Source organism: Tabrizicola aquatica, from assembly GCF_002900975.1.
Taxonomy (GTDB): domain Bacteria; phylum Pseudomonadota; class Alphaproteobacteria; order Rhodobacterales; family Rhodobacteraceae; genus Tabrizicola; species Tabrizicola aquatica.
Window position 1 is genome coordinate 123,021 of record NZ_PJON01000003.1, and the last position, 26,410, is coordinate 149,430.

Consider the following 26,410-nt stretch of genomic DNA (forward strand, 5'->3'; position numbering starts at 1 on the left):
GCCTAGCTCAGGCCGCGTCGCTGGCGGTTGTGGTCTCCGAATCGGCGGTCAGGGGCAGGTTCTCGCGCAGGACGATCTCGATTCGGATCTGCTCCTGTCCCTCGTCCAGCGGTTGGCTGTCCGCCTTGGCGCGCAGGACGCGCAGGGTGGAGCGGGCAAGATGCCCAAGGTTCTGGGTGATGACGGCGGTGATCTCGCCCGATTGGAGCGCCTGGCGGGAATGCAGCGTCAACTCGTGGCAGATGAGGATCAGTTTTCCCGATTGCCCAATCTCGTCAAGAACTTGCGTCAGGGCGCGGTGGCCGTCGCCCATCGCATAGATCCCGCGGATGCCGGGGGTGTTGGCCAGTCGCTCGGCCACGGCCTGACGCAGAAGCCGGCTGGAGCCGTGGGTTTCCAGCGAGGGCAGCGCCTCGACCCCCGGAAAGTCGCGCAGCATCACCTCGTCAAAGCCACGGCGGCGTTCGACCATGTCGCGCGCCAGAAGCGAGGAGCCAAGCACCAGCACCTGCCCGGCATTGCCAAGGAAGCGACCCATCAGGACGCCAGCCGTCCGCCCGGCGGCGCGGTTGTCGATGCCGACGAAATGGTCACGCCCCGTGGTCGGCAGGTCCGAGACCAGTGCCACCACGGGCACGCCCTTGGCCCGCAGGCTGCGGACCGCATCGCGCAGGACCGGGGTTTCGGGGGCCATCAGTGCCACGCCGGCATAGCCCTTGCCCGGCAGATCGGCGAGGAGCGCCGCCAGCGCATGCGGGTCCTCGGCCGGGAAGCGGTGCAGGCGCAACTCGGTCCGGCTGGTCGCGGCGGCCTGGCCCGCCTCTTGCAGCGCGGCGGCAAGGGATTGAATGAATTGGCTTTCCGTGTCGGGAAGGACAGCGGCGATCCGGTAGGTCCGGCTGCGCGCCAGGTTGGCTGCGGTCAGGTCGCGGACATAGCCCAGCCGCGCAATGGCGTCGTTGACCGCCTGAACGGTCTTTTCCCGCACCCCGGGCCGGGCGTTCAGCACCCGGTCCACGGTGGCCAGGCTGACGCCCGCCTCGCGCGCAATGTCGTTCACGGTCGGCCGCACGGTCAGCCCCCATCTTCTGGCTGCGATTATCAAACGGGGCCTGAGGTACGTCAATCACGAAACCGGCGCCAGGGCTGCGGAATCCGCTTCAACTTAGGCCAGAGGCTGGTGCATCCTGCCGGGCGACAGGGGAGGACACCATGCGCACGCTGCTTCTTTTCGGCGACAGCAACACCCACGGCACGATGCCGCTGCCGGACCTGGGGTTCGGCGGCCGGTTCGACCGGGACGAACGCTGGGCGGGCCGGCTGGCAAGGCTGCTGCCCGATTGGGAGGTGATCGCCGAGGGGCATCCGGGCCGCACGACGCTGCATGACGACCCGGTCGAGGGCGCGCATCGCAACGGGCTGACGGTGCTGCCGGCGCTGCTGGAAAGCCACCGGCCGGTGGATGTGGTGCTGGTGATGCTGGGGACCAATGACCTGAAGGAGCGGTTCTCGGTCAATGCCGGCGACATTGCCCTGTCGCTGGAGCGGCTGGTGCGGGTGATCCTCGCCTCGGGCGCGGGGCCGGGAAACGGCGCGCCGGGGGTGCTGCTGGTCGCGCCGCCGCCGATCATGGAGGTCGGCTGTCTGGCGGGGATGTTCGCGGGCGGGGCGGCCAAGTCGGTGGCCCTGGCGCGCGAGATCGAAGCGGCGGCGAGGCGGGTCGGGGTGCCGTTCCTGGATGCGGGGCAGGTGGTCAAGGTCTCGCCCGTCGATGGCATCCACTATGACGCCGAGGCGAACCCGGCCCTGGCCCAGGCCTTTGCGGCGGCGATCCGGTCGCATTTCACGGTCTGATGTCGCGGAAAGCGCTTTGCGCGACGCCGATCCTGCCGCAGACTGCGGTCAGACCCGGAGGTGCCGATGACCCGCCATGATCCCGCCCTGTCCGCCATCGCCGAGCTGCGCGCCAATGTCGCGCTTCCGTTCGAACGGGCGCGGGCGATGCCGAAGGCCGTCTACACATCCGCCGAATTTGCCCAGGCGGAAGAGCGGCACATCTTCGCCAAGGACTGGCTTTGTGCCGGTCGCGCAGACGCGCTGCCGAACCCCGGCGATTATCTGACGATGGAAATCTCGGGCGAGCCGGTGATCATCCTGCGCGACCGGGAGGGGGCCTTGCGCGGGATGTCCAACGTCTGCCGCCACCGGATGAGCACGTTGCTGGAAGGCCGGGGCAATGTGCGGTCCATCGTCTGCCCGTACCATGCCTGGACCTACAATCTGGATGGCTCGCTGCGCGGGGCGCCGGCGATGGGGAAGAACGAAAGCTTCTGCAAAGAGGATGTGAAGCTGCCCTCGGTCCGGGTCGAGGACTGGCTGGGCTGGATCCTGGTCACCCTCAACCCCGACGCGCCCCCCCCGCGCGAGGCGCTGTCGGAGGTGGAAGATCTGGTCGGTTATCTGGACATGGGAAGCTATGTCGAGGCCTTCCGGGAAGAGTTCCTGTGGGACACCAACTGGAAGGTGCTGGCCGAGAATTTCATGGAAAGCTACCATTTGCCCGTCTGCCACGAGGGGACCATCGGCGGCTCGGTCGATCTGATGCAGATGACCTGCCCCGAGGGGCTTGGCGCTTTCAACTACCATTACATCATGAAGAACGACACGATCCCGCTGTCGCTGGCGCATCCGTCCAACACGCGGCTGCAGGGCGACCAGCGGCGGATCACCTGGCTGCTGTCGATCTACCCGGCGCTGATGATCACGCTGACGCCGGGGTATTTCTGGTACCTCAGCCTGACGCCCAGGGGGCCGGGGCAGGTGCATGTGCTGTTTGGGGGCGGGATGGCGGCAGACTGGGCGGCCGACCCGCAGGCGGATGCGCATTTCGGGACGCTGAAGGCCTTGCTCGACGACGTGAACGTCGAGGACAAGGGCTGTGTCGAGCGGGTCTACCGTGGGCTTTGCGCAGGGTTGTCCAGTCCCGGGGCGCTTAGCCATCTGGAACGGCCGAACTACGATTTCGCCCGCTATATCTCCAGCCGGATGCCCTAGGGCTTGACCCAGCCGCCCGGCGCGTCACCTATCGGCGCATGACGCAACATGCCTTGATCGTGGCCCATGGCCAGCCATCCGACCCCCGTCCCGCCGCCGCGGCACTGGACTTGTTGGCGGCGCGGGTCGAGGCGCTTTTGCCCGGCTGGTCGGTGGGCGCGGCGACCCTGGCCGAAGACGGTGCGATTGGCCGCGCCGTGGCGGGGCGGTCGGGGGGCGTGGTCTTTCCGATGTTCATGGCAGGGGGCTGGTTTACCAGGGTGCAGATCCCCAAGCGTCTGGCCGAGGCGGAGGCAGTCGGGTGGACGGTGCTGGAGCCCTTCGGCTGCGATCCCGCAGTGCATGACCTGTGCGTGACACTGCTGCGCGAGACGGGCGAGCGCGAGGCAATTCTAGCGGCCCATGGGTCGTTCAAGGCCTCGGCCCCGTCAGACATCGCGTTTCACGTCGCAGGTCGGATTGCGGCGGAAACCGGGGCCGAGGTTGCGGCGGGGTTCATCGATCAGGTGCCGCAACTGTCGTCCCTTACGGGGCGGGCCGGTGTCTGCCTGCCGTTCTTCGCGGCCGAGGGTGGGCATGTCAGCGACGACATTCCGGCGGCCCTGGCCCAGGCCGGGTTCACCGGGCGCATCCTGCCGCCGGTGGGGCTGGATACGCGCGTGCCGGGCATCATCGCGGCGGCGATTGCGCGGGGCGTGCCGGTCTGTGCCGGGGCCTGCCGCTGGGCCAGGGACCAAAATCCTTAAGCAAGGATTTTGACAAATTTCTTACTCAAGAAATTTGGGTCCCGGCTTTCAGACCGTGTGCAGGTAGAGGTCGAAGTCCACTTCGCTGACCGTCCGCATGACGCGGGCATATTCGGCGGCCATGATCGCGGTGAAGGTGCGGTGCATGTCCTCACCCAGCGCGTCCTTCAGGAAATCGGACCGCTTGGCCGCGTCGATGGCCGACTTCCAGTCGTTGGGGATCGCGGCGCTGCCTTCGTCCTCATAGCCGTTGCCGGTGGTTTCCGGGCCGGGGTCGATCTGGTCCCTCAACCCTTTGCGCACGCCTGCCAGCACAGTTGCGGCCACCAGGTAGGGGTTCGCGTCCACGCCTGCGGGGCGGTGTTCGATGCGCCGGGCCTTGATGTCCCCCGCCGGAATGCGCAGCGCGACGGAGCGGTTGTTGACGCCCCAGGTCGGGCTGACCGGCGCGTAGCTTTGGCTTGCAAAGCGGCGCCACGAGTTGGCGTGGGGGGCAAAGACGAGCATGGATTCCGCCATGGTCTGCTTCAGGCCCCCGAGGGCGTGCAGGATAGTGGGGTTCCACTTGCCCTCTTCGGCCTCGATGAAGACGTTCTTGCCGGCGTCGTCCAGGAGCGAGACGTGGAAATGCATGCCCGAGCCGGCGTAGTTCTCATTCGGCTTGGCCATGAAACAGGCGACGACGCCATGCGCGCGGGCCTGGGCGCGGACGATGCGCTTCAGCCGCATCAGGTCGTCGGCGGCCTGCATGACGTTTTCACGGTAGTGCAGCGTCAGTTCATACTGGCCGGGCGCGTATTCAGAGATCAGGGTCTCGGCCTTGATGCCCGCTTTGGCGGCCCCTGCATAGATGTCGGAGAAGAGTGGCAGCATCCCGTGCAGGTGGTCGACCGAGTAGACCTCGGTCTTGCGGGAGGAGCGGCCGTCCAAGACGTCGCGCGCGGGCTGCATCTTGCCGTCGGGGCCGCGTTCGGGGTCGAGAAGGAAGAATTCCAGCTCAAAGGCCCCGGCGGGGTGCAGGCCATCGGCGGCCAGCGCGTCCACCTGCCGTTGCAACGCGTGGCGGGGGTCGGAGGTCATGGCCAGACCGTCGAGGGTGTACATCGACATGAACACCTCACCGCGCGGGGGTTGGGTGTTGTGGAGGGGTTTGAGGGTGCCGGGGATCGGCCAGGCGCGCAGGTCACCGTCGCCCTGGTCCCAGATCAGGCCGGTTTCGTGGACATCCTCGCCGCAGATGTCGAGACCGAGGATCGAGATCGGCAGATGGCGGCCATTGTTGTAAAAAGACAAAAGCTCATGCCGGCGGATGATCTTTCCCCGCCCGATGCCGTTGGCGTCATGCAGGATAATATCAAAAGCCTCGATCTCGGGGTGGGCGTCGAGGAAGGCTTGCGCCTCGGCTGGAGTGGAGCCGGAGGGGCTGCCCCCCTGCGTTTTCTGCGTCATGGTCATGCCTGGAAAAGTTCGGTGAGGATGGCGTCAAAGCTGGCAATCAGGCGGTCGACCTGGGCCTTCTTCGTCGCGGGGCTGATCAGCATCATGTTGTGGAAGGGCGCGATGAGCGTGCCGCGGTTGATCAGGCCGGTGTGGATCGCGGCTTCGACCTGGGGCTGGTGGGCGTGGCCAGCTTCGGTCCCGTCGCGAAGGGGGCCGGGGGCGCAGATGAATTCCACCCGCGCGCCGACGCGGACGACATGCCAGGGGGCCTTGTGATTGTCGATCGCCTTGGCGAGGCCGTGGGAGAGGCGCTCGGCCAGCTTCTCCATGTGCGCGTAGTTGTCGGGGGTCATCACCTCGGACAGGGTGGCCACCAGGCAGGCGAATTGCATCGGGTTGGCGGAAAGCGTGGTGCCCATGCCGGTGCGACCGGGTTCGCGTCTGGCGTCGGCCTCCTCGTACCGCTTCGCGGTCTCGTCGGTGAGGCCCCAGACGGCGGTGGGCATCCCGCCCGCCACGCATTTGCCGACGACGAAGATATCGGGGCGGAGGGAATGAACGCGGGTATAGCCGCCGAGGCCGGACGAGATGGTGTGCGTTTCGTCAATGATGAGAAGCGCGTTGTATTTCAGGGAAAGTTGGCGGAGGCCGTCGTGGAACCCGGCCTCGGGCAGGACCATGCAGGAGTTGGTCATCACCGGTTCGGTCAGGATGGCGGCGACGTCACCTTGGGCGAGGGCGGCTTCGACGCTGGCGAGGTCGTTGAACTCGGCGCAGACGGCGGTGTGGGTCAGGTCGTTCACCTGGCCGAGGAGGCCGGGGGAGTTCACCGTCCTGCCGTTCTCCAGCGAGACGAAAGTGTCGTCCACCGTGCCGTGGTAGCAGCCGTTGAACACCAGGACCTTGGGCTTGCCAGTTATCGCGCGGGCGACGCGCAGGGCAAAGCGGTTAGCGTCGGTCGCGGTGGTGGCGATCTGCCAGCGGAAGGGGCCGAAACGGTCGGTCAGCAGGCGGCCAGCCTCCAGCGCGGCTTCGGTCGGCAGCATGTAGGTCAGGCCGCGCCGGGCCTGGGCGCGGATGGCTTTGGCGACAGGAGCAGGGGAGTGGCCGAACATCGACCCGGTGTCGCCGAGACAGAAGTCGTCGAGGGTGATCCCGTCGATATCCTCGATCCGCGCGCCCTGGGCTTTGGCGACCAGCGGCAGGTGGGGCATCGGCCAGTCGGCCATCCAGTGCATCGGGACGCCGCCAAGGAAGGTGCCGGCGCCCTTGGTCAGGGACTTCAGGGATCTTGGACGGGCCTTGGCATAGACCCCCGCCTCGCGCTGGGCGAAGGCGGTCAGGCGGTCGGTGGAGATACCAGCGATGGTGTCAGCAGACATGGGCTTGCCCCGGGAACAGTCGCTGCGTTTATGCCGGAATTTGATCAAATAGCAAGCGGCGGCGTCAGTCCTTGCGCAGAAGGAGAACGACGCCCGCCGGGTCCGAGGTCCAGTGGCCTTCGACGCCCTCCAAGGGCTCCAGCTCGTCGCGTTCCGGGCTGCCAAGATGCGCGAGTGCTGCGTCGGGATCGTCGGCGATCAGCTCCAGCCAGACGTCGACCTGGCTTTGCTGCGGGACGCGGTCAAGCCAGAGGGTGATCTCGCCGAAGGCAAAGGCGATGTTGTCGGGCCCGTCCCGGCGGACGGCAAGCCCCACGCGCTCGCGGTAGAAGGCCACCATCTCGTCCCAGCGGTGGGCGGGGACCTTGATCGCGATGTTGCGTCCCGGGGTGATCTGCATTGCGGCCCCCTTTTCAGGCCCAGTTGCCCTCGAAATCCTGCGGGATCAGCAGGTTGTGGCGGCCCATGTTCTTCACGTCCCGCTCGCCGCACAGCGCCATGGTGATGTCCATCTCCTTGCGGATCACCTCCAGCGCGGTGGTCACCCCGGCCTCGCCCATCGCGCCAAGGCCGTGGATATAGGCGCGGCCGATCATCGTGCCCTTGGCCCCCAGGCTAAGCGCCTTTAGCACGTCCTGGCCAGAGCGGATGCCGCTGTCCAGCCAGACTTCGGTCTGGTCGCCGACGGCGCGGACGACCGAGGGCAGCATCCGGATCGACGAAAGCGCCCCGTCCAGTTGCCGCCCGCCGTGGTTCGAGACGATCACGGCATCCGCCCCGGCATCGGCGGCCATCTTTGCGTCCTCGGGGTCAAGGACGCCCTTCAGGATGAACTTGCCCTTCCACTGGTCGCGGATGCGGGCGACCTTGGCCCAGTCAAGCTTGGGGTCGAACTGCTCGTTCGCCCAGGCGGTCAGGTCGGCAAGGCTGGTCACGTTCTTCACATGGCCGACGATGTTGCGGAACTGCCGGCGCGGGGTGCGGGCCATGTTCCACGTCCAGCGCGGTTTCATCGCCATGTTGATCAGGTTCGGGATCGTGGGGCGGGGCGGCGAGGTGAGGCCGTTCTTCAGGTCCTTGTGGCGCTGGCCCAGGATCTGCAGGTCCAGCGTCAGCACAAGGGCCGAGCAGTTGGCCTTGCGGGCGCGTTCGATGGCGCTGTCGACGAAATCCTCGTCCTTCATGACGTAAAGCTGGAACCAGAACGGGTCGGGGCTGGCCGCCGCCACATCCTCGATCGAGCAGATCGACATGGTGGAGAGGGTGAAGGGCACACCGAATTTCGCGGCCGCCCGCGCGGCGTGGATCTCGCCGTCGGGATGCTGCATGCCCGTGCTGCCGACGGGGGCCAAGGCCACCGGCATCGTCACCTTCGTGCCCGCCATCGTGCTGTCCAGGACGCGGCCGGAAAGATCGCGCGCCACGCGTTGGCGGAAGCGGAGAAGCGAGAAGTCAGAGGTGTTTTCGCGGAAGGTCTGCTCGGTATAGCTGCCCGACTCGCAGTAATCCCAGAACATCTTCGGCGTGCGCTTGCGGTGCAGCCGCTTCAGATCCTCGATGCAGGTGATGACGGGCATGGTGCAGGTCCCTTGCGGATTGGTAAGGCAGTCTTACCAATGCTGCCGGCCTGCGTCCACCGTTTCGGCGGGCGCCCCGGCCCGGAATTCGAACGAATTCCGGGCCGATTGCCGTTCGGAAAGCGGCGCCGGTCAGGCGGAGTGCGCCCCGTCGGCCAGCGCCTTGACCTTGGCCAGAACTTCGGCCACCGGGCGACCCTCGCCGATGTCCTTCACGATGGCCGAGCCGACGACACAGCCGTCCGCCACGCTGGCGATGGTCCGTGCGGCCTCGGGTGTGGTGATGCCGAAGCCCACGATGATCGGCAGGTCGGTCGACCGCTTGATCCGGGCGACTTCGGGTCCGACATCAGTGGCCTGCGCGGCCGCGGCGCCGGTGATCCCGGTGATCGAGACATAGTAGACGAAGCCCGACGTGTTGCGCAGCACCGTCGGCAGGCGCTTGTCGTCGGTGGTGGGGGTGGCCAGGCGGATGAAGTTGAGGCCCGCACGCTGCGCGGGGATGCAAAGCTCGTCATCCTCTTCGGGCGGCAGGTCCACGACGATCAACCCGTCGATCCCGGCCTCTTTCGCCTCGACCAGGAAGTGGTCGACGCCGCGCGAATAGATCGGGTTGTAATAGCCCATCAGCACGATCGGGGTCAGGTTGTCGGTGGCGCGGAAGGTGCGGACCATGGCCAGAACGCGGTCCATGGTCATGCCGGCCTCCAGCGCGCGCTGGCCGGCAAGCTGGATCGTCGGGCCGTCGGCCATCGGGTCGGTGAAGGGCATGCCAAGTTCGATCACGTCGACCCCGGCGGCGGGCAGGCCCTGCATTACGGCCAGGCTGGTGCCCTCGTCCGGGTCGCCGCCCATGATATAGGCGACGAAGGCCTTCTTTCCCTGCGCCTTCAGCCGCGCGAAGGTGTCGTCGATCCGTGTCATGCTGGCCCCCATCTGATCGGGTCCATCTGCCACGGGCGGCACGGGGAAATCAAGTCAGCCGGGCTGGCGCCAGGGGGACGAGATCATCCAATGCGTGCCGAAGCGGTCCTTGACCATGCCGAACCCGTCCGACCAGAAGGTCGGCTGGTAGGCCATCACCACTTCGCCACCTTCGGCAAGGGCATCGAAGACTTGCCGCGCCTTGACCTCGGACGCGGCCTCGTGGCTGATCGAAACCGCCTGTTGCGGGTCGCCGCCCATGCCGGGCGGAAAATCCGAGGCCATCAGGTTGCGCTCGCCCAGCCGCAGCGTGCCATGCATGACAAGGTCCGAGCCGCGCATCTCGGGCGGGGCGTCGGGGGCCTCGGCATAGGTGGAGATCTCGACCGTTCCGCCGAAGATCCGGGCATAGGTCTCCAGCGCAGCGCGGGCGTTGCCCTGGAAGTGGATGTAGGGATCGAAGCTCATGGCGCACCTCCCCCTGGAAGCCTACCCCCGCCAGATGAGTCGCGGAAGCTTGATCCCGGGCGGACCTGCCCGTAGAAGCGGCGCGTCGCTTATGGAGGGCAGCATGGGTTTCAGGATGGGCATCGTCGGGCTGCCGAATGTGGGCAAGTCCACGCTCTTCAACGCGCTGACCCGCACGGCGGCGGCGCAGGCGGCGAACTTTCCGTTCTGCACGATCGAGCCCAATGTGGGCGAGGTCGCGGTGCCGGACGCGCGGCTGGACAAGCTGGCGGCGATTGCCGGGTCCAAGCAGATCATCCCGACGCGGATGACCTTCGTTGATATCGCGGGCCTCGTGCGGGGCGCGTCGAAGGGCGAGGGGCTGGGCAACCAGTTCCTGGCCAACATCCGCGAATGCGACGCCATCGCCCATGTGCTGCGCTGCTTTGAGGATGGCGACATCACCCATGTCGAGGGCCGCATCGACCCCGTGGCCGATGCCGAGACCATCGAGACCGAGTTGATGCTGGCCGACCTGGAGTCGGTCGAGCGACGCCTGACCGCCCTGGCGAAAAAGCTGCGTGGCGGCGACCAGGATACGCTGGACCAGGACCGCCTGCTGCGCGCCGCGCTGGCGGTGCTGGAGGCCGGGAAACCCGCCCGGACGTTGCAGATCGCCGAAGAGGACCGCAAGCAGTGGCGGATGCTGCAGCTGCTGACGGCGAAACCGGTGCTTTACGTCTGCAACGTCGAGGAAGCCTCGGCCGCCGCGGGCAACAGCCAGTCGGCCCGGGTGGCCGAGATGGCGGCCCGGCAGGGCGCGGCCTCGGTCGTGATCAGCGCGCGGATCGAGGAGGAGCTGGCCCAGCTGCCCGAGGACGAGGCCGCCATGTTTCTGGAGGAGATGGGCCTGCACGAGGCCGGGCTCGACCGGCTGATCCGCGCGGGCTACACGCTTCTGGGTCTGCAGACCTATTTCACCGTCGGGCCGAAGGAAGCGCGGGCGTGGACGATCCCGAAGGGCACGCTGGCCCCGCAGGCGGCCGGGGTGATCCACGGCGACTTCGAGAAGGGCTTCATCCGGGCCGAGACGGTCGCCTACGACGACTATATCGCCGGGAAGGGCGAGGCGGGCGCGAAGGAAGCGGGCAAGTTCCGGGTCGAGGGCAAGACCTATGAGGTCAAGGACGGCGACGTCCTGCACTTCCTGTTCAACGGCTGAGTGTCCACGGCGGACAAGCCGTGGATAGCAAGTCTTTCCAATGGCTTGTCCGCGGGCATTAATGATCCGGCAACCATGTTCTGCGCCGGCCGCGTCGTCAAACCCACGCCCGAGGGAAAACGCCGGCGGGCTTTTGTCGGGGCCGTTGAACGGGCCGCGCCGGCGCGAAAGCCTTCTGCGACTTTTCCCCGCCTTTCCCCTTGCCCCCGCCGTCGCCCCCCGATAAATGAGCAGGCGGAGACGTGGCCGAGTGGTCGAAGGCACGCCCCTGCTAAGGGCGCAGACCCGAAAGGGTCTCGAGGGTTCGAATCCCTTCGTCTCCGCCACTTCCCTTTGATATATATCGGCAATTTGCGCGGCGAGCGGGTTTATCCATCAAGTCGCCCAGCATCCTGCAAGCGCTTGGCTTTCGCTAGTATCCACAGATTTGCGCGTCTTCGATCGTGGAAGCAAAAGTCAGACAGTCTCGAAGTCGCTTCAGATCACGCTGCAGTTCGTCGTGCGATTCTGCGAGTTCCTGACTGGCAGTGCGCAGGGTTTCGTAGTCCGACAAAAGTGCGTTGTAGTCGCTTGCGAGCCTGTCGTGGGCTTCCACGCATTCGTCCACGGCGGACTTGCAGGCAAAGCCCCTGTAGTCGCACTGGTAGGACTCGAAGCAAGCGGCATTCTTGTCGACACACATTCCCTGGCTTGTGCAGACCGTCTCGCCCCAATCCAGACAGGCGGCGTTCTGACCCATCCGGCATTCGAAGGTCTGGCCCAATGCCGGGCCACTTACCAGCGTGACAGCGAACAGAAGCAGGCTGCGCATCAGTTACCCTCCAGCGTCATCGTGATCGTCTGCATCATCCGGTCGGTCTCGGCCAGGATTTTCAGGATGCGCTGGTAGGGCTTCACGTCGTCGACGCCAAGCGCCCGGCCCTTGCAGTGCCGGGCGAGGGCTTGCCGGCGGGCGTAGGGCTTGGGGTCAAGGGTGCTGCGACGGGGATTGGTCGAGGTCTTTTTCGGTGGGTTAGAGAGGGGCCAGGATCAGTCCGAGGGGGGTAGAGTCTGTGCTATCCTTCCCGCGGCTTGAAGCACCCGTGCTTGGTCACGGCTGGCCAGGGCGGCGCGCAATCTTGCACGGTGGGTGCGGCTGACGGGCAGTTCCAGACCTGTATCCAGCCGGCATGTGACGCGGTCCCCGTCGCTTGCAATGGCCACGAGATGCTCCAGCGCAACCCAGTGCGAGCGGTGGATCACTTGCCCCGGGATCACGCCAAGGGCTTCGACAGCGCGGCCGAAGGACATCAGGATCAAGGCCTCTCCCGTCGGGGTGTAAACGCGGAGATAGTGCAGTTCGGCGGAAATCGCGACGATGTCGGTCCCGATGCGCCGGGGCAGGCGCGAGAGCAGGTCGAGCAACTGATGGCGCGGCATGGTCGGTGCGTCCGAGGCGTCGGGTGGGGTGGGGGCCACATCGGCCAGGGACGGTTCGCCCGCCTCCTCGGCATCCTTTTGCTGCGCGATGATGATCAGACGCGGGCTGTTCAGCAGCACCCAGAACAGCACCGAGGTGGCGCCGCTGTCGCGCAGTTCATCCATCAGGCCAGCAATCGAAATCGGCTCGGGGTCCAGCGTATTGCCGACCAGAAAGTACATCCGGTCCAGCAAGAGAAGATTGAAGGCCGAAAACAGGATGGCGCCGACAACGCCGACCGCCATGACCAAAAGGAGAGGCGGCAGACGACTGAAGAATTCGATGCGGCCCAGGGTGATCTGCGCAAGTTCAAAAAGGAACAGGGCCGAAGCGACATGGGCCAGCCAGAACACGATCCGCGCCATCAGGCCAAGTCCTTCGGATGCCGAAGGCTCGCTGAGCGCAAGGCCGAAGGACAGGACCGTGCCCGCGGCAATCAGGTAACCGGTCCATGAGTTTCGCGGATCGACCTGCGCCGCAAGGGCATCAAGGGTCGGAAAATGTGATCTGCTGGACAAGGTTACCTGCTTCTGCGCCGCTTCTTCCCGAAAGCTAGCTGACGACCGGTCGGATTCAAACGCGCATATCTGGCGTTCATGCAGCCAGGATGTCCGTTCGTGCAGAGCGACTGGCCCCAGGGCGAAGGCAAGTCCACACCGGCCCCGCAGGTCCGTGGACCGCGCTTTCCCTTTCAGCCTGGTGCCCGATCGATGCTGCCCACCCGTCCCCTGCACTCTGCCGTTCAAGCGGCCCGACGGCCGTTACGCCGCTTTGGCACAAGCGCCGACGCGGTTATCGCCGTCCTGCTGGCGCTGACCGTTCTGGCAACAGTCCCTGACAATCGCCGCATCGGAAGCGCCCTGCAGGTCGCGCTGCCGCTGATCGCCCTGGGATGTGCTGCCACCCGCGGCAAGGCTGTCGAAAGTCTGGGCCGGTTTGCCGGGCTGCAGGTGGGCGTCAAGGGTTCGAAAGAGCTGCTCGGGGACGCCATGATCAGTCAGCGCCCGGACGGCGGCAACCGGGGCTTTCCGTCAGGCCACACGGCCGTGGCCACCTTTGGCGCGGCGCAGGTGATACGGCACTGCGCCCCGCTGCATCCGGTGACCAAGGCTGCTGCGGTTGCCGCGGCGGCCTTCACCGGGGGATCGCGGATCGAGTCCGGGCGGCACAGCCTGTGGCAGGCGATGGCAGGGGCGGTCTGGGGCTGGGCGATCGCCTGCCTGCCCCTGGGCGGGATTCGTGGCGCAGGCCGCTGGATCAGCCGGGTCCGGGGCCGCCATGTCTGATCAGGATCGGGCCAAGCGGCCTGCGACCCTGCGACGGCAGCCCATCGCAGCCAATGCCGACCGCCAGATCTCGCGGGTTCTTGGCTGCATCCTGTGCAGTTTCGCGGTTTTCGCGATCTGGCCCGGGATCGATCTGCGTGTGTCGGGGGCCTTCCATGATCCGGGGACCGGGTTCGCCATTGACGGCAACCGGCTGACCGAAGCGCTGCGCCTGGCCATCTGGAACCTTGCGATCCTGCTTTGCGTGGCGGCGGCGGTCGGCACGCTTCTGGGGATGGCCGGGCGAACGTTCGTCCTGCCGACCCGGGCCTGGGCCTTTATCCTGGCGCTGTACGTCCTTGGTCCGGGACTGCTGGTCGAGATGGTGACGAAGCCGCTTTGGGGCCGGGCAAGGCCCGCGCAAGTGGCCGAGTTCGGCGGATCGCACCCGTTCAGCCCGCCGAATGAACTGGTCGAACTGTGCGCGCGCAACTGTTCGTTTGTCTCGGGCGAAGTCGCGGGTGCCACCGTGACGGCGGTGGCCCTTATGCTCTTGCGGTTTCACCTGAAGCCCCGGCTTTCAAAGGGGGCTGCGGCGTTGTTGCTGGCGGTCGCCTGGTGCCTGCCGCCGGTGGTCGCGTTGCAGCGTATTGCCGCCGGTCGGCATTTCCTGTCCGACACCATTTTTGCCGTGCTTTTCACGCTGCTTCTGGCCCTGGCGCTGTCAATGGTGCTGCGGCCCCTGTCGCGCCAAACGCACTGGGCGCGACGGACTGCTGCTGCGGCGCGTGCAAATCGGGGCTGAGGCCTTCCGGCGCTGGTGTGCGCGGCAAAAGGATCGGCACACGCGGAAACCGAAAACTGTGTTGAAGTGTCGCGCCAAAGCGGTGTTAACTTGGCAGGCGGAGGTCCGGCGGGAGGCTGGGCTTTCGTATTTCTGTCACAGTATGTCGGCAAGTGTGCGCCCACAAAACAGTCCAAGGAGGATACCAGGATGACGAAGACAAGCCTTTGGGCGATCTGTCTGGCTACAGCACCCTTTGCCGCGCAGGCGCAGACCGAGATCTCGTGGTGGCATGCCATGACTGGCGCGAATGCCGAGGTCGTCGAGAAGATGGCCAGCGATTTCAACGCCTCGCAGTCGGATTACGTGGTGACGCCGGTGTTCAAGGGCACCTATCCCGAGACGCTGAACGCCGGCATCGCCGCCTTCCGCGCCGGGCAGGCACCCGACATCATCCAGGTTTTCGACGTAGGCACGGGCGTGATGATGGGCGCTGAGGGCGCGATCAAGCCAGTGGCGGAACTGCTGACCGAGAACGGCACCACTTTCGACAAAAGCCAGTATCTGCCGGGCATCGTCGCCTACTACTCGAACCCCGCTGGCGAGATGCTGTCCTTCCCCTACAACTCGTCCTCGCCGATCCTGTATTACAACAAGGACATCTTCCAGAAGGCGGGCCTTGACGTCGACAACCCGCCCAAGACCTGGGACGAAGTCTGGGCCGCCGCGCGGCAGATCAAGGAAAGCGGCGCTGCGACCTGCGGCTATACCTCGACCTGGCTGACCTGGATCCATACCGAGAATTTCGCGGCCTGGAACAACACCTCCTGGGGCACGAACGAAAACGGGCTGTCGGGCATTCCGGAGCTGAAGCTGGACTCGGACACCTACGTCAAGCACTTCCAGGCGCTGGCCGATCTGGCCAAGGAAGGCGTGTTCGTCTACGGCGGTCGCACGTCGGAAGCCAAGCAGAACTTCACCTCGGGCGAATGCGGCATCCTGACCGAAAGCTCGGGCGGGTTGGGCGACATCGTCAAGGCCGGCATCAACTATGGCATCGGCCAGCTACCCTATGACGCGACTGTCGAAGGCGCGCCGCAGAACACCATTCCGGGCGGGGCCTCGCTGTGGGTGATGGGCGGCAAGTCGGACGAGACCTACAAGGGTGTGGCCGCGTTCTTCAACTATCTGTCGCAGACCGAAGTCCAGCAGTTCCTGCACGAACAGTCGGGCTATCTGCCGGTGACGATGGCCGCCTATGAGGCGTCGAAAGCCTCGGGCTTCTACGAGAAGAACCCCGCGCGTGAGGTTCCGATCACCCAGATGATGGGCAAGGCACCGACCGAAAACTCCAAGGGCGTGCGCGCACCGAACCTGCCGCAGATCCGCGACATCCTGAACGAAGAGTTCGAGAAGATGCTTGCCGGTCAGCAGGACGCCGCCACCGCGATGAAGGCAGCGGTCGAGCGGGGCAATGCCGCGATCCGCGACGCCGCCGGCGGCTGATCGCGCTGCGCCAAACCCCAAAAGCTGCGGGCCCCGCGCCCGCAGCTTGCTTTCATTACGTGACCTGAAAGGCTTCGGATGCGCAGGACGGTTTTCCCGCACAAGGTCTTGCCGTGGCTGCTGCTTGCCCCGCAACTGGCGATCACGCTGATCTTTTTCTATTGGCCGGCCGCCCAGGCCTTTCGGCAATCGGTGCTGAAGGAAGACCCGTTCGGCCTGTCCAGCACCTTTGTCGGGCTGGCGAATTTCCGAAAGGTTCTAAGCGATCCGAACTATCTGAACGCGGTGCAGGTGACGGTGGTCTTTTCGCTGCTGGTCGCCTTCTCGGCGCTGGCGATTGCGCTGTTCCTGGCGGTGCAGGCGGAAAAGATCATCCGGGGCAAGGGGTTCTACCGGACCTTGATGATCTGGCCCTATGCGGTGGCCCCGGCCATCGCCGGGATGCTGTGGCTGTTCATGTTCAACCCGTCCTTCGGCACGCTGGCCTGGCCGCTGCGGCAATTGGGGATCGACTGGAACCCGCTTCTGGACGGGGACGACGCGATGGCCCTGGTCGTCGCGGCGGCGACCTGGAAGCAAATCAGCTACAACTTCCTGTTCTTCGTCGCAGGATTGCAGGCCATTCCGAAATCGCTGCTGGAAGCGGCGGCGATCGACGGGGCCAGCCGGCGCCATGCCTTCTGGACCATCGTTTTTCCGCTGCTGGCGCCCACGACCTTCTTCCTGCTGGTGGTGAACACCGTCTATGCCCTGTTCGACACGTTCGGGATCATCCATGCCGTGACCGGCGGCGGGCCGGGCAAATCCACGGAGACGCTGGTCTACAAGGTCTATAACGACGGGTTCGTGAACCTGATCATGGGAGACTCTGCCGCGCAGTCGGTGATCCTGATGGTCATCGTCATCACCCTGACGGCCTTCCAGTTCCGCTTCATCGAACGGCGGGTGCATTATGGCTGAGTCTGTTCAGAACCCGATGGCCCCGTCCGGCCTGTCGCGCACCATGGCGCATTTCTGGATGGTCCTTGGCGTCATCATCGTCGCCTTCCCGATCTACTACGTCTTTATCGCCTCGACCCACTCGGTCCAGACGATCCTGCGCCCGCCCCTGCCGCTTCTCCCCGGCCCCGAGGCGGCTGCCAACTATGGCGAGGCGTTCTCGGGCGGGGTGGGGCGGATCGGCGGGGTCAGCGTCTGGTTGCTTTTGGGCAATACCACGCTGATCGCGCTGGGCATCGCCATCGGCAAGATCGTGATCTCGATGGCCTCGGCCTATGCCATCGTGTTCTTCCGCTTTCCCTTCCGCATGGCCTGCTTCTGGCTGATCTTCATCACCCTGATGCTGCCGGTCGAGGTGCGCATTCAGCCCACCTACAAGGTGATGGTGGACCTGGGCCTGATCGACACCTATGCCGGTCTGATCCTGCCGCTGATCGCCTCGGCCACCGCGACGCTGCTCTTCCGGCAGTTCTTCATGACCATCCCGGACGAGTTGCTGGAGGCCGCCCGCGTCGATGGCGCCGGTCCCTGGCGGTTCTTCAAGGACATCCTGTGGCCGCTGTCCCTGACCAATGTCGCGGCGATCTTCGTGATCCAGTTCATCTATGGCTGGACGCAGTACCTGTGGCCCTTGCTGGTCACGAATTCCAATGAAATGAACACCATCGTCATCGCGCTGAAGAAGATGATCTCTTTCGCGGATGCCGATACCCCCTGGAACCTCGTGATGGTCACCTCGGTGCTGGCCATCCTGCCGCCGATCCTGGTGGTGGTGCTGATGCAGCGGTGGTTCGTGAAGGGCCTTGTCGAGACGGAGAAGTAAATGGCGCGCATCCAGTTGCAAGACGTGCGGAAAAGCTATGCCGGGCAGCAGGTGATCCACGGCATCACCACGGACATTGCCGACGGCGAGTTCGTGGTGATCGTCGGGCCTTCGGGCTGTGGCAAGTCCACCCTGCTGCGCATGGTGGCGGGGCTGGAGGACATCACCTCGGGCACGATCAGCATCGGCGACCGGGTGGTGAACGGGCTGGAGCCACGGGCGCGGGATATCGCGATGGTGTTCCAGAACTATGCGCTTTACCCCCACATGACCGTGCGCGAGAACATGGCCTATGGCCTGAAGATCGCCCGCATGTCCAAGGCGGATATCGACGCGGCGGTGGCCAAGGCGGCCGCCATGCTGGAGTTGGAGCCGTACCTCGACCGCAAGCCGCGCGCCTTGTCGGGCGGGCAGCGGCAGCGGGTGGCGATGGGGCGGGCATTGGTGCGGGAACCGGCGGCCTTCCTGCTGGACGAACCCCTGTCCAACCTGGACGCCAAGCTGCGCGTGCAGATGCGGCTGCAGATCCGGGACCTGCACCAGCGGACCGGCCAGACCACGCTGTACGTGACGCATGACCAGGTCGAGGCGATGACCCTGGCCGACCGCCTGATCGTCATGGAAAAGGGCGTCGCCCAGCAGATCGCGACGCCGCATGAGGTCTATACCACCCCGGCGACCGAGTTCGTGGCGGGCTTCATCGGCTCGCCCGCGATGAACATCTTCGACGCACGCTGCGAGGATGGGGCTGTCCTGCTGCCGGGCGGGCATCGGGTGACCGTCGCGGACCAAGCGGTCAGCGGGGACGTTCGCCTTGGCCTGCGGCCCGAGGATATCGAGATCCAGCCCGAGGCGGGGAACACGTTTCCGATCGTGCTGCGGTCGGTCGAATGGCTGGGCGCCGATGCCTTCGGCTATGGCGTGATCGAGAATTCGGACACGCAGGTGACGTTGCGCCTGGCCGGAAACACCCATGCGGCGCGGGGCGACCGGCTGCATGTCGCGCTGCCGGGGGACCGGCTGCATTTCTTCTCGCCCCAGGATGGCCGGCGCATCTGACGCCGGCCCGGACCTAAGGCTGGCACAGCCGCTGCGCCTGGATCAGGCCAAAGCCGTAGACATCGTCGCGGCCGGGGTCGCCCAGATCCTTGGCCGAGGCGGCCAGTTCGGCCGCCAGTGTCGTTGCATCAAGCTCGGGGCGAAGCACCAGGGCAGAGGCGGCCGCCGCAGTGACGAAGGGCGCAGCGAAGGAGGTTCCGGTTTTCGGCCGTGCCCCGCTGACCGAGGCGGCGGTCCAGACGTCCACGCCCGGCGCGGCCAGGTCCACATGCGGGCCACGACCGGCCCGGCGATAGACGGTGTCGGCGGAATCGACGGCGGTGACCGCGATCACCCCCGGATAGGCGGCGGGATAGCTTGGGTCGGCCTTCGGCCCGCCATTTCCCACGGCCGCCACGATGATCACACCCCGCGCCACCAGCGCCGCGGTGGCCGCTTCCAGGACACTGTTCGGAGGGCCGGCCAGGCTCATGTTGATCACGCGCACGCCGCGGTCGGCCAGGAAATCCATGCCGGCAGCCAGGGTGTAGACATCGGCGCGTTCATCGCCGCTGGCGGTGTGGAAGGCATCGACCGCAACGACCTGGGCGTCCGGCAGGAGTCCTGGCGAACGGCTGTCCGGGCTGCCGATCAGCAGCGAAAGGACGGCGGTGCCATGCACTGCGCGCGAGGGGTCAAGACTTTCGGGCGCAAGCCGATGGACATCCAGCCGGGCCGCCGCAAAGGCGGCGTGGTCCGGGTTGATGCCGGTGTCGATGACGCCGATCAGCACATCGGCCGCGCAAGTGGCCGGCAGGGCCGGAGCGGTCCAGCCGATCTGCTCCAGCGAAGGACAGTGCTGGCCCTGGCAGGCAACGGGTTCGGCCGTGGGGGCCTGTTCCGTGCGGTAGTAATGGTTGAAATCCGCATCACCACCCGAGGCCAGCGCACGAACCTGGTCTCGCGCTTCCTCAAGCGTGCTGTCGTCGGGGATGGCCAAGCGGCGGGCGACGATGCCGATCTCGGGCACCGGCCGCTCTTCCAGGACGCGGAAGCCACGGTCCAGCAATGTTGCAAGATCGGCTTCGGTCAGTTCCAGGGTGACGACCTCGCCCGCGGCGAACCGCGCAAGTTCACGCGGGGCCGGAGCGGGAGGTGGACGCCGGGGCTGCTGTCCGGTGGTCCGCGACGGGCGGTCATCGTCCGGGCTGGCCCGGCCGCTGTCGTCATCATCATCGTCGTCGTTGCTGCCACCCTGGCTGCCCCCATCGTCATCATCGTCGTCGTTGGAGCCGGAGCTGCTGCCACCCCCGTCGTCATCATCGTCGTCGCCGCCGTCATCGTCGTCGTCACCGCCATCGTCGTCATCGTCATCCTGCGCCCAGGCCGGATCTGCCTGCCAGACGACCGGGGCCGTGGCGAGGGCAAGGCACAGCATCGTCGCCACCGAGCGGAGAAGAAGTTTGTCTGGCATGGTTCGGCCTTGGTCCTGTCTGGTTATGGGTAGCTACACCCGTGCTTTCGCTTTACGGATGGCACCCGGGCGCTATTCCTCAGCCGCAAAAATAATCCTGATCAGAAAGAAGTCATGCGGGACAGTTTCAGTGACGAGTTGATTGCGCTGCTGCCCAATCTTCGGCGGTTCGCCCTGTCGCTGTGCCGGCGCGGGGACCTGGCGGACGATCTGGTGCAGATCACCGCCGAACGGGCCTTTGCGGCGCGGGACCGGTTCGACCCGACGACGCGGCTTGATGCCTGGCTGTTCCGCATCCTGCGCAATGCCTGGATCGACCACGCGCGGCGGACAACGACGCAGGGTGTCACGGTCGACATCGTGGATGCGCCCGACGCTGCCGTCGTGGACGGTGTCCGCGACATGGAGGCGGTGCTGACCCTGCGCAAGGCGGAAGCGGCCATTGCCGCTTTGCCCGAAGATCAGCGCGAGGTGATGATGCTGGTCTGTGTTGACGAGCTGAGCTACCGCGAGGCGGCCGAGGTGATCGGCGTCCCCATCGGCACGGTGATGAGCCGCCTGGCCCGGGCCCGCCTGGCCGTTGCTGCAAAGATGGGAATAAAGTGATGCGCCGTGCGTTAGACCCTGCACAAGGCGAAAAGGGTGACCCCGATGGCAATCGATGATGAACGGCTGATGGCCTATGCCGACGGCGCGCTGGCGCCAGAGGACGCGGCCGAGGTGGAACGGATGATTGCGGCGGACGCGGGTCTGGCTGCGAAGGTGGCTGCATTTTCCGACAGCCGGGCGCTGGTAAAGCAGGCGCTTGGCGTGGCACCCCCGGTGCCCGACAGGCTGGCCGCGACGATCCGCGCCATGGCCGAGGCCGACGCAAGGCGGCAAGCCCCCGGCGGGACGGCGCAGGTCATCGACCTGGCCTCGCGGCGTCGGACGGTGCCCTTCTGGCAACTGCCGATTGCGGCGTCCGTCGCGCTGGCCGTGGGCATCCTGGGCGGTTGGATCGGCAAGCCCGAGAGCGGCGGGGCAGGGGGACTTTCGGTCGCGCTGATCGAAGAGGGGGCCCTGGTCGATGCCCTGGCAAGCGTGACCTCGGGCGAACGGCGCGAGATTGGCAGCGGTGTCGGCTTCACCGGGATCGCAAGCTTCCGGGACGGTTCCGGCCAGCTGTGCCGAGAGTTCGAACATGATCGCGCCCAGGGCGACACGGTTGTCGCCGTTGCCTGTCATGCCGAGGCGGGCTGGTCCGTCCGCTTTGCGGTCGCCACCGCCGCGGCCGACGACGCGGCCTATGTGCCGGCGTCATCCCTGGACACGCTGGACGCCTGGTTGACAGCCAACGAGGCGGGCGCACCCCTGTCCGACGACGAGGAAGCCGCCGCCCTGGCTGCCTTGAAGTAAGTCTGCCGGGCCGAAGGATTGCCACACCCCCGCCAATGGCGGGGGTTTTCATTTGCGGACAAAGAAAGTGCGCCTTTCGCAATTCTTCGCGGAATAAGTCCTGACGTTGCCCGTTATCCCTGTGCAGTCACCGATGGCTGCTTCTGAAAAGGAAGGACACCACCGATGAAAACTTTCGCCAAAGCCGCGACCGTCGCTTTCATGGCGACCTCGTTCCTGGCGGCCCCTGTTGTCGCCGACGATGACGCTTGCAAGGATGGCGCGCAAACGAGCGAAGCTTGCGGTTCGGAGAGCAACTCCAACAGCAACTCGAACTCGAACTCGGACTCGAACAGCAACTCGAATTCGAACAGCAACTCCAACTCCAACAGCAACTCGAATTCGAACAGCAATTCGAACTCGAACAGCAATTCGAACTCCAGCTCGAATTCCAACAGCAACTCGAACAGCAACTCCAGCTCGAACTCGAGCAGCGACTCGGACAGCGACGACGGCGACGACGACTGATCGCGCCTGCGCCAATCTCCCTGTCGGACGCCGGCCCCCCCCTGGGTCGGCGTTTCGCTTTGCGGGGGTGCGAAGCGTCGAGCGTGGCGCGAAAGCGAAAGGGCCGGAGCGATGCCCCGGCCCTTGCAGATGTGGCGCTGGCAGGTGGTCAGCGTTTGGCGCGCGCTTTGGTCCGGTACCAGCCGGTGGCGGCTTGGGTCAGGCGCAGCACCTTGATGCGGATGTCGGCCTCGGTCTTGGTTTCGGCGCGGATTTCCGCCGGGATCTCGGCGGCGTCGCGGCGGAACGGGATGACCTGCACGATGGGCGAGCCCTTTTCGATCACATGCAAGCCGTCCGGCCCGGTGGCGAAGAATGGGAAATGGACGGGCGAGCGGTAGGTGTCGGTGTCGACGATCCCCGAGATGATTTCGAATATCCCGTTCGGGCGGTTCATCGGGTTGATGAACAGGCAACTCCAGCCAGGGGGCGTGGTGATCGTCCAGTAGTTGTGGAACTTGCGCGGCGGGCGGTTGCCCCAGGGGTTGCCCTTGACCTGATGCATCCCGTGGTTCGAGATCATCGTGCGGTCAAAGTCCCAGCCCGCCTCCATCACCGCGCCGCCTTCCTTGATTTCCATGCGCACCGTGGCGGCCAACGGGATGATCCAGCCGGTCGTCATCGCATCGAGGAACGGCATGCAGCGTTTGACGGTCAGGCCGGTGTCGGTCTGCGAGAGTTTGGTGTCATCGACGGCCGGAAGCTTGCGGAACCAGTCGGGCAGATAGGCCTTGGCCGGCACCGGGGGGGCGATCACGCCTTCGTCCTTCGGTTCGCACAGGAACTGGATTGTGGGTGCGGGCTTGCGGAAGAAGCTCATCTTGGTCTCCTGACTGGTTGCCGGGATAACGCGGCAGGACAGGAACTATTCCCGCAAAAGCGTTTGCAAGAGCGCCGGATGGTGGAACGTCTTCCGACCGGGCCGGGGTGGTGGTGGAAAAGCTTCATCGTTCTGTCATGAAACTGTAATCTTCCGGCAAGTCCGTGCCCATTTGCGCCGACTAGGTTTCTTCGCATCCCCGGTGTCCAGCCGGGCCGTTGATGCGAGGACAATCATGTTAACCGATCTTCTGAACCCTGACCTGATGCTGCGCTTTGCGATCAACATCGTCGCAATGACACTGCTGGTCTTCGGGCTGTTCTACCTGCGCTATCGCGACAAGGAACTGGTCACGGCGGCGTCCCTGTTCAACATCTTCGCCTTCGGTGTGCTGTCGATCCTTGGGGCGGTCGAATTCTCGCTGGCCGCGGGCTTTGGCCTATTCGCGATCCTGGCGCTGTTCACGCTGCGGTCGGAACAGATTTCCAAGATCGAGATCACCTATTTCTTCGGCTCGATCTCGATTGCCGTCATCTGTTCGATCCAGGGCACGACGTTGCCGTTTGTCGGCGTGGTGGTCGGGCTGGTGCTTCTGGGGGCCTATGTCTTTGACCATCCCCGCATCCTGAAGTCGGTCGACGGGATCAAGGTCACGCTGGACAAGATCGACCCCGACGCGCTGTCCGACCCCGACAAGATGCGCAGCGCGCTGTCGTCGCGGCTGGGGGTCAAGGTGATGAGCTATCAGATCGTCGCGCTGAATTACATCACCGACATGGCGCAGATCAACGTCTTCTACCGCAAGTGAAATCAACCCCTTGGAGGGAACGACCATGGACCATCGCATTGCCCAAAGCCTGTCGCGGTTCGGCACGATCTCGCTGGACGGGTTGAACGCCAAGGCCGCCATGCTGGAGCGGCTGGACAACAAGTACATCGTGCCGGCCGACCGCCTGCTGCCTGCCTTCGACTGTTTTGGCGAGTTGTTCGACGTGCTGGAAATCAGCGGCAAGCGCGCCTTCACCTATGCGACCGACTATTTCGACGACCCCGAGGCGCGGGGCTACTACGACCACCACCAGGGCCGGCGCAAACGCTGCAAGGTGCGCATCCGCAACTATGTGGACGCGGGGTTCAGCTATCTGGAGGTCAAGCTGAAGGACGTGCGCGATGCGACGGTGAAGAAGCGGCTGAAGCTGGACCGCCCCGCGCGCAGCCTGTGCGCCGAAAGCCTGGCCTTCATCGACGCCTGCCATGCCGAGATCTATGGCGCGCCGCTGGGGCGGCAACTGATGCCGGTGATCGGGATGCAGTACGAACGCATCACCCTGGTCGCCCGCGAGGGGGGCGAGCGGATGACGATCGACACCCGGCTTGCCTTCCGTGCCGCCAATCTGGAGCGTGAGGCCGGACCGGATATGTTCATCCTGGAGACCAAGTCGGCGCGCGGCAACGGCATCGCTGACAAGATCCTGCGGGCCGAGCATCTGCACCCGACCAACAGCTGCTCGAAATACTGTGTCGGCATGGCCGCGCTGGGCTTGGTCGAGCGGCACAACCGATTTCTTCCGGCGATGCGCAAGCTGCGGCTGGGCGAGGCTGTGGTGCTGGCCCAGGCGCTGCCGCTTCACCAGGCTGCTGCCTAAGCGTGAATGCAGGGGATCGCCCCTGCCATGACCGCGCCGGGGGTCCTGACTGGGGACGGTCCCCGGTAGCGCGTGCTGACCGGCGGCGGGACGGGCCGCCGCCGGTCAGCATGGTTGAAATCCGGTCGCCATGCCGTCAGCTTGTCACCATGCTGTCACGGTCTGGCACTATGCACGAGGTTTGAAGTGGCTTTCCCCATGTCCACGGTTTCGGAAACCTCGGGTCCGTCGAAGATGCGCCTGTCCCTGCTTTTGTCGCTGGTCTCGGCCGTGCTTGTGGCCGGTGCGGTGGCCTGTGCAGGATTGACCTTCTGGGTGGTCCTGCGCACCTCGGCCATCGAGGAGCGGATCGCGCTGGCGCATGCGTCCTATTCCGAGCATCAGGTCCTGCGGTCGAACCTGTATCAGCTGTTCAAGGAAAAGGCGGACGCCCTGCTGATCGGGGATCGCGACCGGTCGGCCCTGGAAGCCGAGGTGAAGGGCCGGATCGAAGCCAATCTGGTTGAAATTCAGCGCATCATCGCCCGCGAGATCGAGATCGACGGCGAGGAAGAGCTGGAAGAGTTGCAGCTTCTGTCGACGCTGGACCGCAGCATCAAGGACGTGATGCTGCGCTATGAGCGGATCTTGGAGGATCTGGGCGGCCCCAATGCCTCGGGTCGTCAGGACCTGGCGGTGCTTCTGGACCGCGACATCGACCGGACACTGTCCGATCTGATCGAAGTGGCGCTTGCCGGCGAACGCGAGGAAGTGAACGAGGCGCTGCAAGAGGCGGCCGGTTTCCGTCAGCTGGTGGCCGTGCTGGCGGCGGCCGTGCTTGGGGCGATGATCGCAATCACCCTGGCGGCGATCGTGATCTATCGGCGGACGGTCGTTCGGCCCCTGGCCGATCTGGTGGCCGGGGCGGGGGCCTATCGGCGCGGGTCCTATGACACGCCGATCCCGGTGGCAGGCGCGATGGAGTTCCGCCATCTGGCCACCACCCTGTCCGAAATGGCCGCCGAGATCGGGGCGCGCGAACGTGACCTGCGCGGCGAGGCGCGACAGCTGGAAAGTCGGGTCGGTGAGCGGACGGCCGAGTTGCAGACGATCCTGACCCGGTTCGAGCAGGTCGAGGCCAGCCGTCGCCAGATGATGGCCGATGTCAGCCACGAATTGCGCACGCCCCTGACGATCATCCAGGGCGAGGCGGATATCGCGCTGCGGGGCGGTCAGGTCGATCCGGTGGCCGCGTCGGAATCCTTCTCGCGCATTCGCGATGCCGCACGCCATTCCAACCGGATCGTCGATGATCTGCTGCTGGTCGCGCGGGAAGAGGCCGGGCAGCTTCGGCTGGACCTGCGCAGCGTCGATCTGGATGCGGCGCTGGCGGATGCCGCCAGCCTGGCGCAGTCACGCGTCGAGGTTCTGCGGCTTGGCCGCCCGGCCCCGGCGCGGGTTGATCCGGTGCGTCTGCGGCAGTGCCTTCTGGCCGTCATGAACAACGCGCTGCGCTATGGCGGGCGAAACGTGACCGCTCGCGTCCAACGCAGCGCCGATGGCTTTGACATCCTTGTCGAGGATGACGGGCCGGGGATGAGCGACGCCGAGAAGGACCAGGCCTTTGACCGGTTCTTCCGCGGGTCGGGTGCGCAAAGCATCGGGGTTGACGGCACTGGCCTGGGCCTGCCGATCGTGCGGTCGATCATGGCGGCGCATGGCGGAAGCGTCGATCTGTCGGACGGCGAAAGCGGTGGGCTGGTCGTGCGGCTGCGCTTTGCGGCCGCGCTGCGCAGCGTTCAGTCGCCGACTGAAGATATTCCTGCGCGGAAGGCGGAATAACTTCGTCCCCAGCCCGTTTGTATCAGCATTATGACACCG

The 26,410-nt window shown here is 65.7% G+C and carries 27 protein-coding genes and 1 tRNA gene; 16 read left to right on the forward strand and 12 right to left on the reverse strand.

Annotation, left to right across the window (positions count from 1 at the left end):
- Nucleotides 1–7: 7 nt before the first annotated feature.
- The gene (locus CXR42_RS12325; RefSeq protein ID WP_103257872.1) at nt 8–1,072 is read right to left on the reverse strand and encodes a LacI family DNA-binding transcriptional regulator; all 1,065 of its coding nucleotides are present in this window, start codon (nt 1,070–1,072) and stop codon (nt 8–10) included.
- A 140-nt stretch (nt 1,073–1,212) separates the two neighbouring features.
- On the opposite strand from CXR42_RS12325, the gene CXR42_RS12330 reads away from it, so the two are divergent.
- The 3 genes from CXR42_RS12330 to CXR42_RS12340 all read left to right on the forward strand — a co-directional run bounded on the left by CXR42_RS12330 (nt 1,213) and on the right by CXR42_RS12340 (nt 3,800).
- Nucleotides 1,213–1,854, forward strand: a complete 642-nt coding sequence (locus CXR42_RS12330) for an SGNH/GDSL hydrolase family protein (RefSeq protein ID WP_103257873.1) — start codon at nt 1,213–1,215, stop codon at nt 1,852–1,854.
- A gap of 66 nt (nt 1,855–1,920) precedes the next feature.
- The gene (locus CXR42_RS12335) at nt 1,921–3,054 is read left to right on the forward strand and encodes an aromatic ring-hydroxylating oxygenase subunit alpha (protein ID WP_103257874.1); all 1,134 of its coding nucleotides are present in this window, start codon (nt 1,921–1,923) and stop codon (nt 3,052–3,054) included.
- 38 nt (nt 3,055–3,092) lie between these two features.
- The gene (locus CXR42_RS12340) at nt 3,093–3,800 is read left to right on the forward strand and encodes a sirohydrochlorin chelatase (protein ID WP_103257875.1); all 708 of its coding nucleotides are present in this window, start codon (nt 3,093–3,095) and stop codon (nt 3,798–3,800) included.
- 48 nt (nt 3,801–3,848) lie between these two features.
- Here the strand turns inward: CXR42_RS12340 and CXR42_RS12345 are convergent, their stop codons facing one another.
- From CXR42_RS12345 to CXR42_RS12370, 6 genes are all read right to left on the reverse strand, one after another.
- A complete protein-coding gene (locus tag CXR42_RS12345; protein WP_425444863.1) occupies nt 3,849–5,255 on the reverse strand; it encodes a glutamine synthetase family protein in 1,407 nt (468 codons plus the stop codon).
- Nucleotides 5,252–6,622 (reverse strand): aspartate aminotransferase family protein, encoded by a 1,371-nt coding sequence (locus CXR42_RS12350; protein WP_103257877.1) that lies wholly within the window; start codon nt 6,620–6,622, stop codon nt 5,252–5,254. The genes CXR42_RS12345 and CXR42_RS12350 overlap by 4 nt, the downstream gene beginning before the upstream one ends.
- A 64-nt stretch (nt 6,623–6,686) precedes the next feature.
- Nucleotides 6,687–7,022 carry a VOC family protein gene (locus CXR42_RS12355; RefSeq protein ID WP_103257878.1) on the reverse strand — a complete coding sequence of 112 codons (336 nt, stop codon included), beginning with the start codon at nt 7,020–7,022 and terminating at the stop codon, nt 6,687–6,689.
- A 13-nt stretch (nt 7,023–7,035) separates the two neighbouring features.
- Nucleotides 7,036–8,199 (reverse strand): alpha-hydroxy acid oxidase, encoded by a 1,164-nt coding sequence (locus tag CXR42_RS12360; protein WP_103257879.1) that lies wholly within the window; start codon nt 8,197–8,199, stop codon nt 7,036–7,038.
- Nucleotides 8,200–8,331: 132 nt separating this feature from the next.
- Nucleotides 8,332–9,123, reverse strand: coding sequence for a tryptophan synthase subunit alpha (gene trpA, locus CXR42_RS12365; protein ID WP_103258260.1), 792 nt, complete (start codon nt 9,121–9,123; stop codon nt 8,332–8,334).
- Between the two features lie 54 nt (nt 9,124–9,177).
- Nucleotides 9,178–9,591, reverse strand: coding sequence for a VOC family protein (locus tag CXR42_RS12370; protein ID WP_103257880.1), 414 nt, complete (start codon nt 9,589–9,591; stop codon nt 9,178–9,180).
- A gap of 103 nt (nt 9,592–9,694) precedes the next feature.
- On the opposite strand from CXR42_RS12370, the gene ychF reads away from it, so the two are divergent.
- Nucleotides 9,695–10,792: a redox-regulated ATPase YchF gene (ychF, locus tag CXR42_RS12375; RefSeq protein WP_103258261.1), complete on the forward strand. Its 1,098-nt coding sequence runs from the start codon at nt 9,695–9,697 to the stop codon at nt 10,790–10,792.
- A 236-nt stretch (nt 10,793–11,028) separates the two neighbouring features.
- Nucleotides 11,029–11,118, forward strand: a tRNA-Ser gene (locus CXR42_RS12380).
- 86 nt (nt 11,119–11,204) lie between these two features.
- Here CXR42_RS12380 and CXR42_RS12385 read toward each other — a convergent pair.
- Together CXR42_RS12385 and CXR42_RS12390 are read right to left on the reverse strand one after the other, a co-directional pair.
- The gene (locus CXR42_RS12385) at nt 11,205–11,603 is read right to left on the reverse strand and encodes a hypothetical protein (RefSeq protein WP_219727949.1); all 399 of its coding nucleotides are present in this window, start codon (nt 11,601–11,603) and stop codon (nt 11,205–11,207) included.
- A gap of 218 nt (nt 11,604–11,821) precedes the next feature.
- Nucleotides 11,822–12,769, reverse strand: coding sequence for a LytTR family DNA-binding domain-containing protein (locus tag CXR42_RS12390; protein ID WP_103257882.1), 948 nt, complete (start codon nt 12,767–12,769; stop codon nt 11,822–11,824).
- 192 nt (nt 12,770–12,961) lie between these two features.
- Here CXR42_RS12390 and CXR42_RS12395 point away from each other — a divergent pair, with 192 nt between their 5' ends.
- From CXR42_RS12395 to ugpC, 6 genes are all read left to right on the forward strand, one after another.
- On the forward strand, nt 12,962–13,537 hold the full coding sequence (locus CXR42_RS12395) for a phosphatase PAP2 family protein (protein ID WP_180996050.1): 576 nt from the start codon (nt 12,962–12,964) through the stop codon (nt 13,535–13,537).
- On the forward strand, nt 13,530–14,321 hold the full coding sequence (locus CXR42_RS12400) for a phosphatase PAP2 family protein (RefSeq protein WP_103257884.1): 792 nt from the start codon (nt 13,530–13,532) through the stop codon (nt 14,319–14,321). Before CXR42_RS12395 ends, CXR42_RS12400 begins: the two co-directional genes overlap by 8 nt.
- Before the next feature lie 189 nt (nt 14,322–14,510).
- Nucleotides 14,511–15,806 (forward strand): sn-glycerol-3-phosphate ABC transporter substrate-binding protein UgpB, encoded by a 1,296-nt coding sequence (gene ugpB / locus CXR42_RS12405; RefSeq protein ID WP_103257885.1) that lies wholly within the window; start codon nt 14,511–14,513, stop codon nt 15,804–15,806.
- 78 nt (nt 15,807–15,884) lie between these two features.
- Complete coding sequence (ugpA, locus tag CXR42_RS12410) at nt 15,885–16,766, forward strand: sn-glycerol-3-phosphate ABC transporter permease UgpA (RefSeq protein WP_103257886.1); 882 nt, start codon at nt 15,885–15,887, stop codon at nt 16,764–16,766.
- The gene (gene ugpE, locus CXR42_RS12415; protein WP_103257887.1) at nt 16,759–17,628 is read left to right on the forward strand and encodes a sn-glycerol-3-phosphate ABC transporter permease UgpE; all 870 of its coding nucleotides are present in this window, start codon (nt 16,759–16,761) and stop codon (nt 17,626–17,628) included. The genes ugpA and ugpE overlap by 8 nt, the downstream gene beginning before the upstream one ends.
- The gene (ugpC, locus tag CXR42_RS12420) at nt 17,629–18,687 is read left to right on the forward strand and encodes a sn-glycerol-3-phosphate ABC transporter ATP-binding protein UgpC (protein ID WP_103257888.1); all 1,059 of its coding nucleotides are present in this window, start codon (nt 17,629–17,631) and stop codon (nt 18,685–18,687) included. It begins immediately after the preceding gene.
- A 13-nt stretch (nt 18,688–18,700) separates the two neighbouring features.
- Here the strand turns inward: ugpC and CXR42_RS12425 are convergent, their stop codons facing one another.
- Nucleotides 18,701–20,140 (reverse strand): S8 family serine peptidase, encoded by a 1,440-nt coding sequence (locus CXR42_RS12425; protein WP_103257889.1) that lies wholly within the window; start codon nt 20,138–20,140, stop codon nt 18,701–18,703.
- A 114-nt stretch (nt 20,141–20,254) separates the two neighbouring features.
- Between CXR42_RS12425 and CXR42_RS12430 the strand changes: the two genes are divergently transcribed.
- Together CXR42_RS12430 and CXR42_RS12435 are read left to right on the forward strand one after the other, a co-directional pair.
- On the forward strand, nt 20,255–20,746 hold the full coding sequence (locus CXR42_RS12430; RefSeq protein ID WP_103257890.1) for an RNA polymerase sigma factor: 492 nt from the start codon (nt 20,255–20,257) through the stop codon (nt 20,744–20,746).
- A 45-nt stretch (nt 20,747–20,791) separates the two neighbouring features.
- Nucleotides 20,792–21,538 carry an anti-sigma factor family protein gene (locus CXR42_RS12435; RefSeq protein ID WP_103257891.1) on the forward strand — a complete coding sequence of 249 codons (747 nt, stop codon included), beginning with the start codon at nt 20,792–20,794 and terminating at the stop codon, nt 21,536–21,538.
- Between the two features lie 113 nt (nt 21,539–21,651).
- Here the strand turns inward: CXR42_RS12435 and CXR42_RS19570 are convergent, their stop codons facing one another.
- Nucleotides 21,652–21,990: a hypothetical protein gene (locus CXR42_RS19570; RefSeq protein WP_180996051.1), complete on the reverse strand. Its 339-nt coding sequence runs from the start codon at nt 21,988–21,990 to the stop codon at nt 21,652–21,654.
- A gap of 203 nt (nt 21,991–22,193) precedes the next feature.
- On the reverse strand, nt 22,194–22,904 hold the full coding sequence (locus tag CXR42_RS12445) for a DUF6065 family protein (RefSeq protein WP_103257893.1): 711 nt from the start codon (nt 22,902–22,904) through the stop codon (nt 22,194–22,196).
- 235 nt (nt 22,905–23,139) lie between these two features.
- Here CXR42_RS12445 and CXR42_RS12450 point away from each other — a divergent pair, with 235 nt between their 5' ends.
- The 3 genes from CXR42_RS12450 to CXR42_RS12460 all read left to right on the forward strand — a co-directional run bounded on the left by CXR42_RS12450 (nt 23,140) and on the right by CXR42_RS12460 (nt 26,371).
- Nucleotides 23,140–23,712: a DUF4956 domain-containing protein gene (locus CXR42_RS12450; protein ID WP_219727950.1), complete on the forward strand. Its 573-nt coding sequence runs from the start codon at nt 23,140–23,142 to the stop codon at nt 23,710–23,712.
- A 25-nt stretch (nt 23,713–23,737) separates the two neighbouring features.
- Nucleotides 23,738–24,550 (forward strand): polyphosphate polymerase domain-containing protein, encoded by an 813-nt coding sequence (locus CXR42_RS12455; protein ID WP_103257894.1) that lies wholly within the window; start codon nt 23,738–23,740, stop codon nt 24,548–24,550.
- Nucleotides 24,551–24,748: 198 nt separating this feature from the next.
- Nucleotides 24,749–26,371: a sensor histidine kinase gene (locus CXR42_RS12460; protein ID WP_103257895.1), complete on the forward strand. Its 1,623-nt coding sequence runs from the start codon at nt 24,749–24,751 to the stop codon at nt 26,369–26,371.
- The last annotated feature ends 39 nt before the right edge of the window (nt 26,372–26,410 follow it).